Source organism: Marinomonas posidonica (genome assembly GCF_043643765.1).
Taxonomy (GTDB): Bacteria; Pseudomonadota; Gammaproteobacteria; order Pseudomonadales; family Marinomonadaceae; genus Marinomonas; species Marinomonas posidonica_A.
Window position 1 is genome coordinate 35,773 of record NZ_JBHZSP010000017.1, and the last position, 17,702, is coordinate 53,474.

General features: G+C 46.2%; 25 protein-coding genes and 2 pseudogenes. 26 read left to right on the top strand and 1 reads right to left on the bottom strand.

The features are described from left to right. Window position 1 precedes the first annotated feature (1 nt). From rpsC to rplQ, 21 genes are all read left to right on the top strand, one after another. Complete coding sequence (gene rpsC / locus ACHUFM_RS16750; protein WP_013797836.1) at window positions 2-682, top strand: 30S ribosomal protein S3; 681 nt, start codon at window positions 2-4, stop codon at window positions 680-682. A 10-nt stretch (window positions 683-692) separates the two neighbouring features. Next, a complete protein-coding gene (gene rplP / locus ACHUFM_RS16755; RefSeq protein WP_013797835.1) occupies window positions 693-1,106 on the top strand; it encodes a 50S ribosomal protein L16 in 414 nt (137 codons plus the stop codon). Next, window positions 1,107-1,298 carry a 50S ribosomal protein L29 gene (rpmC, locus tag ACHUFM_RS16760; RefSeq protein ID WP_013797834.1) on the top strand — a complete coding sequence of 64 codons (192 nt, stop codon included), beginning with the start codon at window positions 1,107-1,109 and terminating at the stop codon, window positions 1,296-1,298. Between the two features lies 1 nt (window position 1,299). Further along, window positions 1,300-1,560, top strand: coding sequence for a 30S ribosomal protein S17 (rpsQ, locus tag ACHUFM_RS16765; protein WP_013797833.1), 261 nt, complete (start codon window positions 1,300-1,302; stop codon window positions 1,558-1,560). A 51-nt stretch (window positions 1,561-1,611) separates the two neighbouring features. Beyond that, window positions 1,612-1,980, top strand: a complete 369-nt coding sequence (gene rplN / locus ACHUFM_RS16770) for a 50S ribosomal protein L14 (protein WP_113875592.1) — start codon at window positions 1,612-1,614, stop codon at window positions 1,978-1,980. Window positions 1,981-1,996: 16 nt separating this feature from the next. Continuing rightward, on the top strand, window positions 1,997-2,314 hold the full coding sequence (gene rplX, locus ACHUFM_RS16775; protein WP_013797831.1) for a 50S ribosomal protein L24: 318 nt from the start codon (window positions 1,997-1,999) through the stop codon (window positions 2,312-2,314). Window positions 2,315-2,331: 17 nt separating this feature from the next. Continuing rightward, the gene (gene rplE / locus ACHUFM_RS16780; RefSeq protein ID WP_013797830.1) at window positions 2,332-2,871 is read left to right on the top strand and encodes a 50S ribosomal protein L5; all 540 of its coding nucleotides are present in this window, start codon (window positions 2,332-2,334) and stop codon (window positions 2,869-2,871) included. Window positions 2,872-2,883: 12 nt separating this feature from the next. Then, window positions 2,884-3,189 (top strand): 30S ribosomal protein S14, encoded by a 306-nt coding sequence (rpsN, locus tag ACHUFM_RS16785; protein WP_013797829.1) that lies wholly within the window; start codon window positions 2,884-2,886, stop codon window positions 3,187-3,189. A 130-nt stretch (window positions 3,190-3,319) separates the two neighbouring features. Beyond that, window positions 3,320-3,712: a 30S ribosomal protein S8 gene (rpsH, locus tag ACHUFM_RS16790; protein WP_013797828.1), complete on the top strand. Its 393-nt coding sequence runs from the start codon at window positions 3,320-3,322 to the stop codon at window positions 3,710-3,712. An 8-nt stretch (window positions 3,713-3,720) separates the two neighbouring features. Beyond that, window positions 3,721-4,254 (top strand): 50S ribosomal protein L6, encoded by a 534-nt coding sequence (rplF, locus tag ACHUFM_RS16795; protein WP_113875590.1) that lies wholly within the window; start codon window positions 3,721-3,723, stop codon window positions 4,252-4,254. Between the two features lie 10 nt (window positions 4,255-4,264). Further along, on the top strand, window positions 4,265-4,615 hold the full coding sequence (gene rplR, locus ACHUFM_RS16800) for a 50S ribosomal protein L18 (protein WP_113875589.1): 351 nt from the start codon (window positions 4,265-4,267) through the stop codon (window positions 4,613-4,615). Window positions 4,616-4,625: 10 nt separating this feature from the next. After that, window positions 4,626-5,126 (top strand): 30S ribosomal protein S5, encoded by a 501-nt coding sequence (gene rpsE / locus ACHUFM_RS16805; RefSeq protein ID WP_113875588.1) that lies wholly within the window; start codon window positions 4,626-4,628, stop codon window positions 5,124-5,126. Window positions 5,127-5,132: 6 nt separating this feature from the next. Beyond that, window positions 5,133-5,318, top strand: a complete 186-nt coding sequence (gene rpmD / locus ACHUFM_RS16810) for a 50S ribosomal protein L30 (RefSeq protein WP_013797824.1) — start codon at window positions 5,133-5,135, stop codon at window positions 5,316-5,318. 1 nt (window position 5,319) lies between these two features. Further along, entirely contained in the window at window positions 5,320-5,754 is a 435-nt protein-coding gene (gene rplO / locus ACHUFM_RS16815) for a 50S ribosomal protein L15 (protein WP_063334244.1), read from the top strand. Then, window positions 5,755-7,086 (top strand): preprotein translocase subunit SecY, encoded by a 1,332-nt coding sequence (gene secY / locus ACHUFM_RS16820; RefSeq protein ID WP_013797822.1) that lies wholly within the window; start codon window positions 5,755-5,757, stop codon window positions 7,084-7,086. Window positions 7,087-7,105: 19 nt separating this feature from the next. Next, window positions 7,106-7,219 (top strand): 50S ribosomal protein L36, encoded by a 114-nt coding sequence (rpmJ, locus tag ACHUFM_RS16825; protein ID WP_012071915.1) that lies wholly within the window; start codon window positions 7,106-7,108, stop codon window positions 7,217-7,219. Window positions 7,220-7,340: 121 nt separating this feature from the next. Then, a complete protein-coding gene (rpsM, locus tag ACHUFM_RS16830; RefSeq protein ID WP_394183685.1) occupies window positions 7,341-7,697 on the top strand; it encodes a 30S ribosomal protein S13 in 357 nt (118 codons plus the stop codon). A 65-nt stretch (window positions 7,698-7,762) separates the two neighbouring features. Next, complete coding sequence (gene rpsK / locus ACHUFM_RS16835) at window positions 7,763-8,155, top strand: 30S ribosomal protein S11 (protein WP_009836290.1); 393 nt, start codon at window positions 7,763-7,765, stop codon at window positions 8,153-8,155. Window positions 8,156-8,171: 16 nt separating this feature from the next. Next, a complete protein-coding gene (rpsD, locus tag ACHUFM_RS16840) occupies window positions 8,172-8,792 on the top strand; it encodes a 30S ribosomal protein S4 (RefSeq protein WP_013797820.1) in 621 nt (206 codons plus the stop codon). Window positions 8,793-8,825: 33 nt separating this feature from the next. Beyond that, a complete protein-coding gene (locus tag ACHUFM_RS16845; protein WP_013797819.1) occupies window positions 8,826-9,830 on the top strand; it encodes a DNA-directed RNA polymerase subunit alpha in 1,005 nt (334 codons plus the stop codon). Between the two features lie 42 nt (window positions 9,831-9,872). Continuing rightward, window positions 9,873-10,250, top strand: a complete 378-nt coding sequence (gene rplQ / locus ACHUFM_RS16850) for a 50S ribosomal protein L17 (RefSeq protein WP_063334241.1) — start codon at window positions 9,873-9,875, stop codon at window positions 10,248-10,250. Between the two features lie 184 nt (window positions 10,251-10,434). Here the strand turns inward: rplQ and uvrA are convergent, their stop codons facing one another. Next, complete coding sequence (gene uvrA, locus ACHUFM_RS16855) at window positions 10,435-13,254, bottom strand: excinuclease ABC subunit UvrA (protein WP_394183688.1); 2,820 nt, start codon at window positions 13,252-13,254, stop codon at window positions 10,435-10,437. 156 nt (window positions 13,255-13,410) lie between these two features. Between uvrA and ACHUFM_RS16860 the strand changes: the two genes are divergently transcribed. The 5 genes and pseudogenes from ACHUFM_RS16860 to ACHUFM_RS16880 all read left to right on the top strand — a co-directional run. Beyond that, a complete protein-coding gene (locus ACHUFM_RS16860; RefSeq protein ID WP_394183690.1) occupies window positions 13,411-14,769 on the top strand; it encodes an MFS transporter in 1,359 nt (452 codons plus the stop codon). Between the two features lie 30 nt (window positions 14,770-14,799). Next, entirely contained in the window at window positions 14,800-15,519 is a 720-nt protein-coding gene (ssb, locus tag ACHUFM_RS16865) for a single-stranded DNA-binding protein (protein WP_394183692.1), read from the top strand. A 216-nt stretch (window positions 15,520-15,735) separates the two neighbouring features. After that, the gene (locus ACHUFM_RS16870; RefSeq protein WP_394183694.1) at window positions 15,736-16,596 is read left to right on the top strand and encodes an AraC family transcriptional regulator; all 861 of its coding nucleotides are present in this window, start codon (window positions 15,736-15,738) and stop codon (window positions 16,594-16,596) included. 26 nt (window positions 16,597-16,622) lie between these two features. Then, window positions 16,623-17,096, top strand: a pseudogene (locus ACHUFM_RS16875) (DUF6622 family protein); the annotation flags it as partial. Window positions 17,097-17,113: 17 nt separating this feature from the next. Next, window positions 17,114-17,577 (top strand): annotated as a pseudogene (locus ACHUFM_RS16880) (single-stranded DNA-binding protein); the annotation flags it as partial. Window positions 17,578-17,702: the final 125 nt, after the last annotated feature.

A 17,702-nucleotide genomic window follows, 5' to 3' on the forward strand; every position in this document is an offset into this window, starting at 1 on the left:
AATGGGTCAGAAGGTTCATCCAACTGGTATACGCCTAGGGATAGTTAAAGATCATACTTCTACTTGGTATGCGAACAATCAAAACTACTCTAAGCTGCTATTAAATGATCTTCAGGTACGTGAGTACTTGGAGAAAAAATTGGTTCAGGCTTCTGTTTCTCGTATTGAGATTCAGCGTCCTGCTCAAACAGCTCGTATTACGATTCACACAGCTCGTCCGGGCATTGTGATTGGTAAGAAAGGTGAAGATGTTGAGAAACTACGTAATGCAGTTTCTGAGATGATGGGCGTTCCTGTTCACATCAACATCGAAGAAATTCGTAAGCCTGAAATGGACGCGAAATTGGTTGCTGCAAACATTGCAAGCCAACTAGAGCGTCGTGTTATGTTCCGTCGTGCAATGAAGCGTGCAGTACAAAACGCTATGCGTGCCGGCGCGAAAGGTATCAAGGTTCAGGTGAGTGGTCGTCTAGGCGGTGCTGAAATCGCACGTGCTGAGTGGTACCGTGAAGGTCGTGTACCTCTTCACACTCTACGCGCAGACATTGACTACGCTACTTATGAAGCAAGCACAACTTACGGCATCATCGGTGTCAAAGTGTGGATCTTCAAAGGCGAAATCTTGGGCGGTATTGAGCAAGTGCGTGCTGATAAAGGCGCACAAAAGAAGAAGTCTAAGTAGGGGGTAAGTCATGTTACAGCCGAAACGTACTAAGTTCCGTAAGATGCAAAAAGGTCGTAACCGCGGTCTTGCTCTTCGCGGCAACCAGGTTAGCTTTGGTGAATTCGGATTGAAATCGACCGAGCGTGGTCGTATTACTGCTCGTCAAATTGAAGCGGCGCGTCGTGCAATGACTCGTCACATCAAACGTGGTGGTAAGATTTGGATTCGTGTGTTCCCTGATAAGCCGATTACTCAGAAACCTCTTGAGGTTCGTCAGGGTAAAGGTAAGGGTAGCGTAGAATACTGGGTTGCTCAAATTCAACCTGGCAAGATGCTTTATGAAGTTGAGGGTGTTTCTGAGCAGTTGGCTCGCGAAGCATTTGCATTGGCCGCGGCTAAGCTTCCTCTGTCCACAACTTTCGTAACGCGTACGGTGATGTAGATGAAAGCAAAAGAACTGCAAGAAAAGTCTGTAGCTGAGCTACAAGCGACCTTGATCGAACTACTACGTGAGCAATTTAATCTGCGCATGCAGAAAGCCACTGGTCAGTTAGCGCAAACTCATTTGCTCTCGCAAGTTCGCCGCAATATCGCACGTGTGAAAACCGTGCTAAATGATAAGGCAGGTAACTAAGATGGCAGAAACAAAAGCGCGTACAGCTACTGGTAAAGTAGTAAGCGATAAGATGGATAAAACCATTACAGTACTTGTTGAGCGTACAGAAAAACACCCTCTATACGGTAAGTTTGTACGTCGTTCAACAAAATTACACGCTCACGATGAAAACAATGAGTGTCAGATCGGTGATACCGTTAAGGTCGTAGAAACACGCCCTTACTCTAAGTCTAAGACTTGGAATCTGGTTCAGGTTGTTGAGAAAGCAGCAGCTGTTTAAGCTGCTCCTTCCATCGTGAGACTTGTTATCTAATTTGATTGGAGAGCAGTAATGATTCAAACGGAATCGATGCTTGATGTAGCAGATAACAGCGGCGCTAAGCGTGTTCAGTGTATTAAAGTACTGGGTGGCTCACATCGTCGTTATGCTGCTATCGGTGACATTATTAAGGTCACAGTGAAAGAAGCGATCCCTCGCGGTCGTGTTAAAAAAGGGCAGGTTCTAAACGCTGTTGTCGTTAGAACTAAGAAAGGTGTTCGTCGTCCTGATGGTTCTGTAATCCGTTTTGATGTAAACTCTGCGGTTCTACTGAATGCGTCTGGGCAGCCTATTGGTACTCGTATCTTTGGCCCTGTAACACGTGAGTTGCGTACTGAGCAATTCATGAAAATTGTTTCTCTTGCACCTGAAGTGCTGTAAGAGGGAGGGGACATTTATGCGTAAGATCAAACGTGACGACGAAGTAATCGTAATTGCCGGTAAAGACAAAGGTAAGCGCGGTACAGTTGTTAAGGTATTAGACGAGAGCCGAGTTCTTGTTTCTGGCATTAACATGGTCAAGAAACACGAAAAACCAAACCCTATGAAGGGTTCAACTGGCGGCATCGTTGAAAAAGAAGCACCTATCCAGGTTTCTAACGTAGCCATTTTTAACAATGCTACAGGTAAAGCGGATCGCGTCGGCTTTAAATTGAATGAAGACGGTACTAAGGTACGTATCTTTAAATCAAACAGTGAAGCGATCGACGCCTAAGAGCGAGAATTATAGCCATGGCGAGACTTAAGCAAGTTTATAAAGATCAGGTCGTAGCAAAACTAACTGAAGAGTTTAGTTACGGTAACGTGATGGAAGTGCCTAAAATCACTAAAATCACTTTAAATATGGGTGTTGGTGAAGCTATCGCAGACAAGAAACTTCTTGAGCATGCGGTAAATGATCTTCAAGCACTTAGCGGCCAAAAAGTTGTAGTGACTAAGGCGCGTAAATCAGTAGCAGGCTTTAAAATCCGTGACGGTTACCCGATCGGTTGTAAAGTGACACTACGTGGTGAGCGTATGTGGGATTTCTTCGACCGTTTGGTTGATGTTGCTATCCCACGTATCCGTGACTTCCGTGGACTTAACCCTAAGTCTTTCGACGGTCGTGGTAACTATAGCATGGGTGTTAAAGAGCAGATCATCTTCCCTGAGATCGATTACGATAAAGTTGATCGTGTGCGTGGTTTAGATATCACTATCACAACAACGGCTCGTACCGACGAAGAAGGTCGTGCTTTGTTAGCCGCCTTTAATTTCCCTTTCAAGAAATAAGAGGTAGGAATCATGGCAAAAGTTTCAATGGTTCAGCGCGAAGCAAAACGCACCAAATTAGTAGCTAAGTACGCTGAAAAGCGTGCTGCTCTAAAGGCGATCATTAGCGACGTTAATGCATCGGACGATGAAAAGTGGGAAGCAACGCTTAAATTGCAAGCGCTTCCACGCGATTCATCTTCTTCTCGCCAGCGTAATCGTTGCCAAGTAACAGGCCGTCCACACGGTGTTTACCGTCGTTTCGGTTTGTCTCGTATCAAGTTGCGTGAAGCAGCGATGCGTGGCGACGTACCAGGCTTGAAGAAAGCTAGTTGGTAAGCAAGTAGAGCACGATCATAATACATGGCAGTGAGTGGGGTGTCTAAAAGCTGGACATTCCGCTCGCTGCTGTGTACTATGCGCGAGCTCTATTTGCTGCACAATGGTTTTTTTAATTAGGAGCTCTTAAATGAGTATGCAAGATACCCTTGCGGATATGTTTACACGTATTCGTAATGCACAGATGGCTTCAAAAACATCTGTGAGCATGCCTTCATCAAAAATGAAGGCATCAATTGCTGCAGTTCTACGCGAAGAAGGTTACGTTGGTAACTTCTCAGTAGATGAGGCAGTTAAGCCAACGCTTACAATCGAGTTGAAATACTACGAAGGTAAGCCAGTTATCGAACAAATTAAACGCGCTTCTCGTCCAAGCTTGCGTCAATACAAAGCTACTAGCAACCTACCTAAGGTAGAAGCTGGTCTTGGTGTTGCGATCATCTCTACTTCTAAAGGTGTGATGACAGATCGTGCAGCCCGTGCTGCTGGTATCGGCGGCGAAGTAATCTGCACAGTATTCTAGGAGTTAGTATGTCTCGAGTTGCTAATAGTCCGGTGACGCTTCCTAGTGGTGTAGATTTGACTCTAAATGGCCAAAACGTTGTTGTAAAAGGCGGTAAAGGTTCTCTAGAGTTTAACGTTCACACAAGCGTACAAGTGTCTAAAGAAGATAACGTTATCACTTTCGCTGCACGCGATGGTGCTAAACAAAGCCGTGCCCTAGCTGGTACGACTCGTGCTCTGGTTAACAACATGGTTGTTGGTGTAAGCCAAGGTTTCGAGAAACGATTGATTCTTCAAGGTGTTGGTTACCGTGCTGCCCTAAAAGGTAAAGTACTTAACCTGTCTTTGGGTTTTTCTCACCCAGTAGATTATGAACTACCTGAAGGCGTAACAGCTGAATGTGCTTCGCAAACAGAAATCGTGATCAAAGGTATTGATAAACAAGCCGTTGGTCAGGTAGCTGCAGAAGTTCGCGGTTTCCGTCCGCCTGAGCCTTATAAAGGTAAAGGTGTTCGCTATGCTGACGAAATTATTCGTCGTAAAGAAGCTAAGAAGAAGTAGGTAGGCATTCATGAACACTAAAAAACAATCTCGAATTCGTCGTGCACGTCGTGCGCGTTTGCATATTCGTGAATTAGGTGCGAATCGTCTTACTGTACATCGCACACCACGCCATATGTATGCTCAAGTAATTTCTCCTTGTGGAACTAAAGTGCTAGCAAGCGCTTCTACAGTGGAAGAAACTCTACGTGCTACAGCGACTGGTAACAAAGAAGCAGCTACACAAGTTGGTACTTTGATTGCTACTCGCGCTAAAGAAGCAGGCGTCACTTCGGTCGCATTTGACCGTTCTGGCTTCAAATACCATGGCCGCGTTCAAGCTCTTGCTGATGCTGCACGTGAAGCCGGTCTAGAGTTCTAAGGGGTAGCAAATGGCAGTTAATGATCAACAAACTAGCGACCTCCAAGAGAAGCTAGTTCAAGTAAACCGCGTTGCTAAAGTTGTAAAGGGTGGTCGTATCTTCTCTTTCACAGCTTTGACAGTCGTTGGTGATGGAAATGGCAAGGTTGGCTTCGGTCGCGGTAAAGCGCGCGAAGTGCCTCAAGCTATTCAGAAAGCAATGGAGCAGGCTCGCCGCAACATGGTTTCTGTTAAATTAAATGGCGATACTCTTCAGTATCCTGTGAAAGCAACGCATGGTTCTTCAAATGTATACATGCAACCTGCTTCTCAAGGTACAGGTATCATCGCCGGTGGTGCTATGCGTGCGGTTCTTGAAATTGCTGGCGTACACAACGTATTGGCGAAATGTTACGGTTCTACAAACCCAGTAAACGTAGTTCGCGCTACGATTAAAGGTCTGCAGGACATGAAAGCGCCTGAGCAAATTGCGGCTAAACGCGGCAAGTCTGTCGATCAAATTTTGGGGTAATGTGTCATGGCGAATAAAACCATCACAGTTCAACTAACCCGTAGCCCGATCGGTCGTCTTCCAAAGCACCGTGAAACAGTTAAAGGCTTGGGTTTGCGTAAAGTTGGCCAAACACGTGAGTTGGAAGATACTCCATCTGTACGTGGCATGGTTAATAAAGTTTATTACATGGTTAAAGTGGTAGGAGAGTAACATGTTCTTAAATACACTTCGTCCTGGCGAAGGTAGCAAGCATGCTCCTAAACGTGTAGGTCGCGGCATTGGTAGCGGCTTGGGCAAAACGGGTGGACGTGGCCATAAAGGTCTTAAGTCTCGCTCCGGTGGCTCAGTAAAACCTGGTTTTGAAGGCGGTCAAATGCCTTTGCAGAAGCGTCTGCCAAAATTTGGTTTCACTTCGCGTCAGGCAAAGTATGTTGCTGAGGTTCGTTTAAACGAGCTTGCTGCTGTAAATGCTGAAGTTGTAGATTTGGCTGCTCTGAAAAGCGCCGACATTCTAGGTCATCAGATTAAAACTGCTCGTGTAATCTTGTCTGGTTCTATCGACAAAGCGATTACCGTACGTGGTCTTAAAGTGACTAAAGGTGCTCGTGCCGCTATCGAAGCAGCTGGCGGAAAAGTCGAGGAATAAATGGCAAAGCGTGGCTCACTACCTGCCGGTATGCAAAATGGATTGAGCGAGCTTTGGGCTCGCATCCGCTTTGTGTTCTTGGCAATTATTGTATATCGAATTGGTGCACACATTCCGGTTCCGGGTATTAACCCAGATAGATTGTCAGCACTGTTTGATCAAAATGAAGGCACAATACTGAGTTTATTTAACGTATTCTCAGGTGGCGCTCTTGAGCGTATGAGTATTTTCGCGCTTGGGATCCTGCCTTATATTTCTGCCTCAATTATTATGCAGTTATTGACGGTCGTGAGTCCGCAGCTAGAGCAATTAAAGAAAGAAGGTGAAGCGGGTCGTCGTAAGATTACCCAGTACACCCGTTACGGTACCGTATTACTTGCTTTGGTCCAATCAGCCTCTATGGCGGTTGGCTTAGCGAGTCAAGGCATCTCATTCAGTACTGGCATGGAATTCTATGCGGTTGCTGTTGTGACCTTGGTCGCTGGTACAGTTTTCTTAATGTGGTTAGGTGAGCAAGTTACTGAAAAAGGCATTGGTAATGGTATTTCCATTCTGATCTTTGCTGGTATCGTTGCTGGTCTGCCTTCTGCTCTAGGTCGCTCATTTGAGTCGGCTCGTCAAGGCGATATTAATATATTGGCTTTGTTGCTAATTGGTATCTTAGCTATTGCGACTATTGCATTCGTTGTTTTCATCGAACGTGGTCAGCGTCGTATTACGGTTAACTATGCTAAGCGTCAGCAAGGCAAAAAGGTGTTTGCTGCACAAAAGAGTCATTTGCCTCTTAAAGTAAATATGGCTGGTGTTATCCCGCCAATCTTTGCTTCCAGTATTCTGTTGTTCCCAGCTTCGATCGGCCAATGGTTCGGTCAAGGTGAAGGCATGGAATGGTTGCAAAATATTTCTTTGGCACTGGCTCCTGGGCAACCGCTCTATGTGCTGTTGTTTGCGATCGCAATTGTTTTCTTTTGCTTTTTCTATACAGCCCTAGTGTTCAACCCTAAAGATGTGGCAGATAACTTGAAAAAATCCGGTGCTTTTTTACCGGGTATTCGTCCAGGCGATCATACTGCTCGATATATTGATGGAGTAATGACTCGTTTGACACTGTTTGGTGCTTTATACATCACGCTAGTGTCTCTGATGCCTCAATTCTTTGTTGTTGCGTGGAACGTTCCGTTCTACTTTGGCGGCACCTCTATGTTAATCGTAGTGGTGGTTGTTATGGACTTTATGTCGCAAGTACAAAGTCATTTGATGAGTCAGCAATACGAATCATTAATGAAGAAGTCTAATCTGACTGGTTATGGTCCAAATGGCCTAATGCGTTAAGCGTAGGTTGGAGTTGAACATGAAAGTACGTGCATCTGTAAAGAAAATCTGTCGTAACTGCAAAATCGTTCGTCGTAACGGTTCAGTTCGAGTGATTTGTGTTGAGCCTCGTCACAAGCAGCGTCAAGGCTAATAACGAGATTTCTCGACGATGGGAATGGGTGGTTGATTTATCCTACAAATGTAGGCATAATCAGCCGCCCTCATGAAAGTAAAGTGATGAATTAATCATCAATAACAACGGAGTAAAGTGAATGGCTCGTATAGCCGGTGTCAATATTCCTGACAATAAACATGCGGTCATTTCTCTGACTTACATCTTCGGAATTGGTCGCACACGTTCGCGCGCTATTTGCGCCGCTACAGGTGTTGCGGAAACTGCGAAAATTGGTTCATTAAGTGATGATATCCTTGATGAACTTCGTGGCGAAGTTGCTAAGTATACTGTAGAGGGTGACTTACGTCGTGAAGTCAGTATGTCTATCAAACGTTTGATGGACCTAGGTTGTAATCGCGGGATTCGTCATCGCCGCAACCTACCAGTTCGTGGTCAACGTACCAAAACGAACGCTCGTACACGAAAAGGCCCTCGTAAGCCTATTCGTAAGTAATATAAACGCGTTTCGCTCTAGCTGAAAAAATCGCTAGAGCTGAGCATTAAATAGGAAAGTGCAATATGGCTAAGCCAGCTACGCGCAATACCAAGAAAAAAGTCAAAAAGACGGTTGTCGACGGTGTTGCTCATGTACACGCGTCATTTAACAACACGATCGTGACTATCACCGACCGTCAAGGCAATGCATTGTCTTGGGCGACTGCCGGTGGTTCTGGTTTTCGCGGTTCTCGAAAAAGTACACCATTCGCAGCTCAAGTAGCAGCGGAACGTGCCGGTGCTGTCGCACAAGAATTCGGCCTTAAAAACGTAGACGTAATGATCAAGGGCCCTGGTCCTGGTCGTGAGTCCGCAGTTCGTGCATTGAATGCATTGGGCTTGCGTATCAATAACATCACAGATGTGACGCCAATCCCGCACAACGGTTGCCGTCCACCTAAGAAACGTCGCGTTTAATTGAGGAGACAGACATATGGCTCGTTATATAGGTCCAACTTGTAAGTTGTCTCGTCGTGAAGGTACCGACTTGCAATTGAAGAGCGGTTCACGCGCTCTTGAGTCTAAATGTAAAGCAGAAACAGTTCCTGGTGTGCACGGTGCACGTCGCGGACGTCTTTCTGATTACGGCTTGCAATTACGTGAGAAACAAAAAGTACGTCGTATGTACGGTGTTCTTGAAAAACAATTCCGTAACTACTACAAATCTGCAGCTCGTCTAAAAGGCGCAACTGGCGAAAACCTTTTGCAACTTTTGGAATCACGTTTAGATAACGTTGTTTACCGCGCAGGTTTTGGTTCTACACGTGCGGAAGCTCGTCAGCTAGTAGGTCATAAAGGCATTCTAGTAAACGGTGCAACGGTTAACATTCCATCTTACCAAGTGAAAGCTGGTGATGTTGTGTCTATCCGTGAAAAAGCTAAGAAGCAATTGCGTGTACAAAGCGCACTAGAGCTATCTAAAAATCGCGCGCCGATCCATTGGATCGAAGTTGATGCAACTAAATTGGAAGCAACTTTCAAAGCTGCTCCAGAACGTGCCGATTTATCAGCTGAAATTAATGAGAACCTGATCGTCGAACTTTACTCTAAGTAAGTCGGTGATTGGGATTAAGAAATAGGTGGATCTATGCAGCGTTCAGTGAGCGAATTGTTAACCCCACGCAACATTGAAGTTCAGGAATTAGGCAAAACGCGCGCTAAAGTTACACTACAACCGCTAGAACGTGGTTTTGGTCATACTTTGGGTAATGCGTTGCGTCGCATTCTTTTATCTTCTATGCCAGGTTGTGCGATTGTTGAAGTCGAAATCGACGGTGTATTACACGAATACAGTGCAATCGAAGGGGTTAAAGAAGATGTAATTGAAATTCTTCTTAACCTGAAAGGAGTTGCGATCGCTCTACACGGGCAAGATGAAGCAACTCTTACTCTAAGTAAAAAAGGTCCTGGTGTCGTAACGGCTGGGGACATCCAGTTAGTTGCTGACGCAGAGATCGCTAACCCGGATCACGTTATTGCGCACTTGGATGATACTGCAGAGTTAACTATGCAGATCAAAGTCGCTCGTGGCCGTGGTTATGAGCCTGCTGATGCTCGTGTTGCTGGCGACGATGAGACTCGTCCAATTGGTCGCTTGCAACTGGATGCCTCATTCAGCCCTGTTCGTCGTGTGGCTTACAGTGTCGATAATGCTCGTGTAGAGCAACGTACAGACTTGGATAAATTGGTGCTAGACATCGAATCCAACGGTACGATCGATCCTGAAGAAGCGATTCGTCGTGCAGCGACTATTCTTCAACAACAAATTGCGGTATTCGTTGCGCTTGAAAGCGAAAGCGAAGCACCAGTTGAAGAAGAAGAGGATGAGATTGATCCAATTTTGCTACGCCCGGTTGATGATCTTGAATTGACCGTTCGCAGTGCTAACTGTTTAAAAGCAGAGAACATTTATTACATCGGTGATTTGATTCAACGTACTGAGGTTGAGCTTCTTAAGACGCCTAACCTAGGTAAGAAGTCGTTAACTGAAATCAAAGATGTTTTAGCACAGCGTGGTTTGTCTTTGGGAATGCGTCTAGAAAACTGGCCACCAGCTAGTTTGAAAGACGATAGCAAAGTTCTAGCTCGCTAGGTCATTGTTCCCTGACCACCGTAGTTTGGTAAGGAATGTATAATGCGTCATCGTAAGAGTGGACGTCACTTAAACCGTACTAGCTCGCATCGTAAAGCGATGTTCAAAAATATGGCTGCTTCTTTGTTTGAGCACGAAGTTATTAAAACAACGTTGCCTAAAGCAAAAGAATTGCGCCGTGTTGCAGAGCCTTTGATCACATTGGCGAAAATCGATTCCGTAGCGAATCGTCGCCTAGCCTTTGCTCGTACTCGTAGCAAAGACGCAGTAGGTAAATTGTTCTCAGAACTTGGTCCTCGTTACCAAGCTCGTCCTGGCGGTTACATTCGCATTTTGAAATGTGGATTCCGTACAGGTGACAACGCACCTATGGCTTACGTGGAATTGGTCGATCGACCAGAAACTGAAGCCGCTGAGTAATATCAGTATGTAATAAAAAAACCGGACTCTTGAGTCCGGTTTTTTTGTGCCATCAAAGCACGGTTGCTTACAGTGACAGGCTTTCAATGGTTTTAAACAGTGGATAAGTAACTGACTTGTCCACAAAAAAAAAGCGCTAAGCAGATACCTGCTTAGCGCTTTTTTAACAATAACTATGTCTTTATCAAAGCATGATTTTTAGGAAGCGTGCTGTATGAGAGTTGTCTTTCTTAGCAACTTCTTCCGGCGTCCCTTCGGCAATGATGTAGCCACCACCGCTGCCGCCTTCTGGGCCAAGATCGACGATCCAATCTGCTGTTTTGATCACATCTAAATTATGCTCGATCACCACTATGGTATTACCGTGGTCACGTAAGCGATGCAGTACTTTTAATAGTTGCTCAATGTCGGCAAAGTGCAATCCGGTTGTTGGCTCATCGAGAATATACAAGGTTTTACCTGTATCACGCTTAGATAGCTCTTTGGCCAGTTTAACGCGCTGTGCTTCACCGCCAGACAAGGTCGTGGCGGCTTGACCCAAGCGAATATAGCCTAAACCCACATCAATTAAGGTTTGCAGTTTACGAGCGATGGATGGAACGGGGTCAAAGAATTCGCGTGCGTCTTCAATGGTCATTTCCAAGCATTGGTGAATGTTCTTACCTTTGTAATGAATTTCTAAGGTTTCACGGTTATAGCGTTTGCCTTTACACACATCACAAGGCACATACACATCGGGTAAGAAATGCATTTCCACCTTGATCACCCCATCACCCTGACAGGCTTCACAGCGGCCGCCTTTGACGTTAAAGCTGAAACGACCTGGCTTATAACCCCGTGAGCGCGCTTCTTGAGTGGCCGAGAACAGTTCCCGCATTGGCGTGAAAATGCCCGTGTAAGTCGCTGGGTTAGAGCGCGGAGTACGACCAATAGGGCTTTGGTCAATATCAACACATTTGTCAAACTCGTCCATGCCTTCCACTTTACTGTGTGGCGCTGGCTTTAAGGTCGTTGCACCGTTTAATGCCGTCGCCGCCAATGGATAAAGTGTGCCATTGATTAAAGTGGATTTACCTGACCCAGACACCCCAGTGACACAGGTCATGACGCCAAGGGGAATGCTCAAATCCACATTGTTTAGATTATTGCCAGTGGCCCCCAAGAGTTTCAGGTGTTTGCCATCCTTTGCTGGATGGCGCACCGCGGGTACTTCAATCTTGCGTTCACCGGTTAGGAATTTGCCGGTAATGGACGATTCACAATCCATAATGTCTTGTGGTGTGCCGCTGGCAATCACTTGTCCACCGTGCACACCAGCACCGGGGCCAATGTCCACAACGTGGTCGGCAATGCGTATTGCATCTTCATCGTGTTCTACCACAATGACGGTATTGCCCAAATCTCGCAAACGGGTGAGTGTGGCAATAAGGCGTTCATTATCTCGTTGGTGCAGGCCAATAGAAGGTTCATCGAGAATGTACATAACGCCGACCAAGCCTGCGCCAATTTGGCTTGCTAATCGAATACGTTGTGCCTCACCACCGGATAAGGAGTCCGCCTTACGATCTAGGGTGAGGTATTCTAAACCCACATTTACTAAGAAGGTCAGACGGTCACGGATCTCTTTTAGGATTTTTGATGCGATTTCGCCTTTCGCGCCAGTTAGCTGCAAGTTCTCAAAGTAATTCAAACAGTCAGAGATAGAATAGGTGACGATTTCAGGCAAGGTTTGTTCTTGAATAAAGACATTGCGTGCTGAACGGTTCAAGCGTGAACCGTGACAATCAGGACAAGGTTGTACACTGATGTATTGAGATAAGTCATCACGCACACTATCGGATTCAGTTTCATGGTAGCGGCGTTGCAGATTCGGAATCACACCTTCAAACGCGTGTGAGCGCGTCATCTTATCGCCACGCTCATTAATGTAAACGAAGCTGATCTTATCGCTGCCTGAGCCATTTAAAATGCGCTTTTTAAAATGGTCAGGAATGTCTTTGTAAGGCGCTTCGATATCAAAGCCGTAGTGATTCGCCATTGCCGTCAGCTGTTGATAGTAGAAAATACTGCGTCGTCCCCAACCGCGAATGGCGCCTTCTGCCAAGGTTAGGGTGTCATCCTGAATAATACGCTCAGGATCAAACATCTGATGCGTGCCTAAGCCATCACACGTCTGACAAGCGCCGTTTGGGTTGTTGAATGAGAACAGGCGAGGCTCCAGTTCCGTTAAGCTGTAACCACAAACAGGACAAGCAAATTTACTGGAAAAAATGTATTCCTCCTCCGGCTCGTCCATATTAATGGCTTTGGCAATGCCATCCGACAGCTCCAAACAGGTTTCGAAAGACTCCGCCAAACGCAGCTGTAAATCGGCACGCACTTTAAAGCGGTCGATGACCACTTCAATGGTGTGTTTTTTGTTTTTTTCCAGCGCTGGCGCATCGTCTAGGTCGACCACAATGCCGTCAATACGAGCGCGAATAAAGCCTTTTGATAATAGGTCACTGATAGTATGTAAGTGCTCACCTTTACGATCTTTAACGATGGGCGCTAGCAACATCATTTTAGTGTCTTCAGGCAAGGAAATGACTTTATCCACCATCTGCGAGATGGTTTGTGCTTCTAATGGTTCGCCATGGTCTGGACAACGAGGTTGACCAGCACGGGCAAACAGCAAACGCAAATAATCGTAGATTTCGGTGATCGTGCCGACCGTTGATCTTGGGTTATGAGACGTGGACTTTTGTTCAATGGAAATGGCGGGTGACAAACCTTCAATGTGATCAATGTCGGGCTTTTCCATCATGGACAAAAACTGTCTCGCGTAGGTTGATAAAGATTCAACGTAGCGACGTTGTCCTTCAGCATACAAGGTGTCAAAAGCGAGAGAAGATTTACCAGAGCCTGATAGCCCCGTGATGACCACAAGCTTGTCTCTTGGAATGTCTAAATCCACATTTTTCAGGTTGTGGGTGCGGGCCCCGCGTATGGTAATAGTATCCATGGGTCTCCAATAAAAACGGATCGACAGAAGTAAATCTGCATTTAATAAAATAACTGTCTATTTTTACAGTAGTTGAAATGGAGCTTCAACGGTAAATTCGGTAAAATTAGCATCTTTTTTTCTTAACCCCCAACGTTAAGTGGTTGTGACCTCCTTATGGATCTACTCGAACGACGTTCAGTTATTGCTCTAGCACTGATTTATTTGTTCCGCATGTTGGGTTTGTTCCTCATCATGCCTGTTATAAGTGTGGCAGCAGATGGCCTAACGGGAGCCGATGCGGCGTTAATTGGAACCGCGATCGGGATTTACGGATTAACGCAAGCCTGTCTGCAGATTCCTATGGGCATGTGGTCCGATAAAATCGGCCGTAAACGTGTGATTGTCATTGGTTTATTGTTGTTTGCGTTGGGTAGTCTCATTTGTGCTAACGCCGACGACATTAACACGCTGATCATTGGGCGAGCCGTGCAAGGAGCAGGCGCCATTGCCAGTACTTTAATGGCGTTATTAAGTGACGTCACGCGAGAGCAAAATCGTACCAAAGCCATGGCCAGTGTGGGCATCAGTATTGGTGCCTCGTTTATGTTATCGCTGGTCTTCGGACCTTGGCTATTTGCACTGGTTGGCTTGTCTGGCTTGTTCTACCTCTCGTTGGCCTTGTCCTTTGTCGGCATTGCACTTATTTTGTTTGCGGTGCCGAATAGCGTACAACATACCTTTCGACGAGATACCACTCCGAGCCTCACCGCACTCGGTTCGGTGATGAAAAACGCTCGCCTGCGCTTCCTGAATATTAGCGTATTATTTGTTCATGCCAGCTTAACTGCCATCTTTGTGGTAGTGCCAGGGCGCTTGATCAATGAGTTTGATCTTGCCTTGTCACAACATAGTTGGTTTTACTTAGCAATCATGGGTTTTGCCTTTGTGGGTATGTTACCATTGGTGATTATCGCGGAAGCGAAAGGCAAGATGAAAGAAGTGCTGATCGGCGTCTTTATTTTGCTTGGTATCTGTTCCATTGGTCTGCAAGGAGCATCCTTGTTTTGGTTGTTTGCTGTGTTACTGTGGGGCTACTTTATTGGTTTTAATGCCATGGAAGCGGTATTGCCCTCACTCGTTAGCAAACTTGCCCCAGTCGGTTATCGCGGCACGGCCATGGGCGTATTTTCCACCCACCAATTTATCGGTTCCTTTATTGGCGGTGTGGGCGGTGGATGGCTACTACAGCACCATGCAAATGAAGGTGTGTTTTTTGTCGTGGGTGCGATTTTTTTGGCTTGGTCTTTGGTTTGTATGGTGCAACCCGCGCCACGTCAATTGACCAGCTTGGCTTTCAGTTTACCTAATATGACCAGCGCAGAAGTCACTGAGCTGGCCGAACAACTTGCAAACGTCCAAGGAGTGGAAGGCATGCAAATATTCGAAGATGAACAAACCGCTTATCTCAAAGTGGATAAAAAGCAATTAGACAAAGCAGCCCTGGTGCAACTTGCGCCACAAGCTAATGTATAAAGAAAGAACTTATTTTAGTTGGAGAACGTCATGGCACGTGGAGTAAACAAAGTAATTTTAGTGGGTAACGCAGGCAACGATGCCGAAGTGCGTTTCATGCCGTCTGGTGGCGCTGTGGCAAACGTGAGCTTGGCGACAACCGAAAGCTGGCGTGACAAGCAAACAGGCCAGATGCAAGAACGTACCGAATGGCACCGAGTGTCTTTCATGGACCGTGGTAACTACCGTCTAGGTCAAATCGCCGGTGACTTCATCAAAAAAGGCTCAAAAGTCTATGTCGAAGGGTCATTGCGTACTCGTGAGTGGGAAAAAGACGGCATTAAGCGTTACACCACAGAAATCATCGCCAGCGAAATGCAGTTGCTAGACGGCCGCAACGATGGTGCAGCCCCTTCTGCAGGCGGCTACGACAGCATGCAAGGTCAAGGTGGCGGCTACGGTCAGCAACCTCAGCAGCAAGCGCCACAAGGTGGCTTCAACCAAGCACCACAACAAGCCGCGCCACAACAAGCACCACAAGGTGGCTTTAACCAGCAACCAGCTCAAGGTGGCTACGGTCAACAGCCTCAGCAACCAGCGGCACCACAACAGCAAGCACCACAGGCTCAACCACAGTCTTTTGGCAGCTGGGGCAATGCGCCACAGCAACAGGCTCCTCAGCAGCAAGCGCCACAACAAAAAGCGCCGCAGCAACAGAAGCCACAACAAGCGCCAAACTTTGACGACTTCGACGACGACATTCCGTTCTGAGGAAAATTTGTTGTTCAGTCAGATAGACCAGAAAGCCTCGCACATGCGGGGCTTTTTGTTTGGTGAGTGGGGGACTTTGAGGCATGCTGATGTAATGGAGAGGCTTTAATGTCACTCTGGTCGGTTTGAGGTATCAGCAATATTGGTCAGGCTTTTGTGTCTATCAATGTCATACTGAAGCTTCCTCGAATACTAAGCATGAAAGGGCACTAAAACGTGGGCGCTAAACAGTACTATAAAAAGCGAATGCAGGTGGTATGCGACTATATATATGCGCACCTTGATGATGATCTCAGGGTTGAGGATCTTAGCCAAATCGCTCACTTTTCTAAGTATCATTTTCACCGCCAGTTTTCCCTTTACATGGGGCAAAATGTATTCAAATTTATTCAGCAACTGCGCTTAAAACGTGCTGCTTATGAGTTAGTGTTCCAGCCTGAAAAACGTATTACCGATATTGCTATAGATGCAAAATTTGAATTCCCTGAGTCCTTCTCCAGAGCCTTCAAGAAGGCCTTTTCACAATCCCCTAGTGAGTTTCGTCGTCAGCCCGATTTACAGAAATTGGGCCTGAATTTTCATAAGTTTGACAATCAGCTGGAGAGCCACATGAAGGTTGATGTCGTTCATTTTGAGACGACAAAAATAGCATTATTAAAACACCGAGCTTCCCCTGACCGGATTATGGAATCGGTCTCAACATTCAGAGAGTGGCGAAAGGCAACGGGGTTATTGCCAATCACGAAAAGTAGAAGGTTCAACATTATCTATGAGGATCCTACGGAGGTGATGCCTGAGGATTTTCGCTGTGATATTGCGACAGAAGTTAAGAGTGAGGTGGCTGATAACGATTATGGTGTGATTAATGGCACTTTGGCTGGTGGCCGCTACGCCGTGGTTCGTCATTTAGGCCCTTATCACAACATCAGTCGCTGCCTGTACTTCTTATATGGCGAATGGTTACCAGATAGTGGTGAAGAGCTACGAGATGCTCCCTGTTTTTTGCAGCACCACAACCACTTCCCAGAAGTAGCTGAACATGAACTGATTACTGACGTGTATTTACCCATAGTTTGATCTTTTAGAAGAAGGAGTATAAGAGTATGTTTTTGTCTATTTTGGCAGGCACTCCCGTTTGGGTATGGGTTTTGTTTGCCGGCTTAGTTTACTTGGGATGGAAGCAAAGCCGTGATCGAGACGTTCCTAAGAAACGAGTACTATTAGTCCCTATCATTATGGTGCTGCTCTCTTTACATGGTGCGATGTCAAGCTTCTCTAGCGGCAGTGAACCTGTATTGTTCTGGGGAGCGGGCTTGGTCTGTACCTTGCTGTTGTGTAAGCTGATCTTTCCCTTTCAGAGCGCAAGCTATGATACGGTCAATAACACATTTCATATTGCTGGCAGTTGGGTGCCCTTATTGATCATCATGGGGATCTTCATCACCAAATATACGGTTGGTGTCATGACGGCTATGCATAACCCCGTATTGGAACAACCTGAAGCGATTGCTAGTTTGTCATTTTTATATGGTGTCTTTAGCGGTTTTTTTATTGCTCGCTCTCTGACTTTATTTCAATTGAGTCAGCAAGCGGAAAAGGCTCTAAAGTCTAAATAGAAAGATCATTGTGCACCCGTGAGTGGGAAAAGGCGTGATTAAGCGTTACACCACAGAAATCATCGCCAGTGAAATGCAATTGCTAGACGGGCGCAGCCCTTCTGCAGGCGGCTACGACAGCATGCAAGGTCAAGGTGGTGGCTACGGTCAGCAACCTCAGCAGCAAGCGCCACAAGGTGGCTTCAACCAAGCACCTCAGCAGCCATAACAAGCACCTCAACAGCGTGCGCCACAGGGCGGCTTTAACCAGCAGCCAGCGCAGGGTGGTTATGGTCAACAACCTCAGCAACACCAACAAGCTCCGCAACAACAAGCGCAGCCACAATCTTTCGGTAGCTGGGGCAACCAACCTCAACAGGCTCCGCAACAAAAAGCGCCGCAGCAGCAAAAGCCACAACAAGCGCCAAACTTTGACGACTTCGACGACGACATTCCGTTCTAACCAAAGACAAAAAGTAAAATGTAAAAAAATATCCTTGAAAGCCCCGTATATGAACTGACCCCCAATAGTTGGACATTCCAATTACTGGGGGTCTTTTTATGTCCAAATATCACAGAGAATTTAAA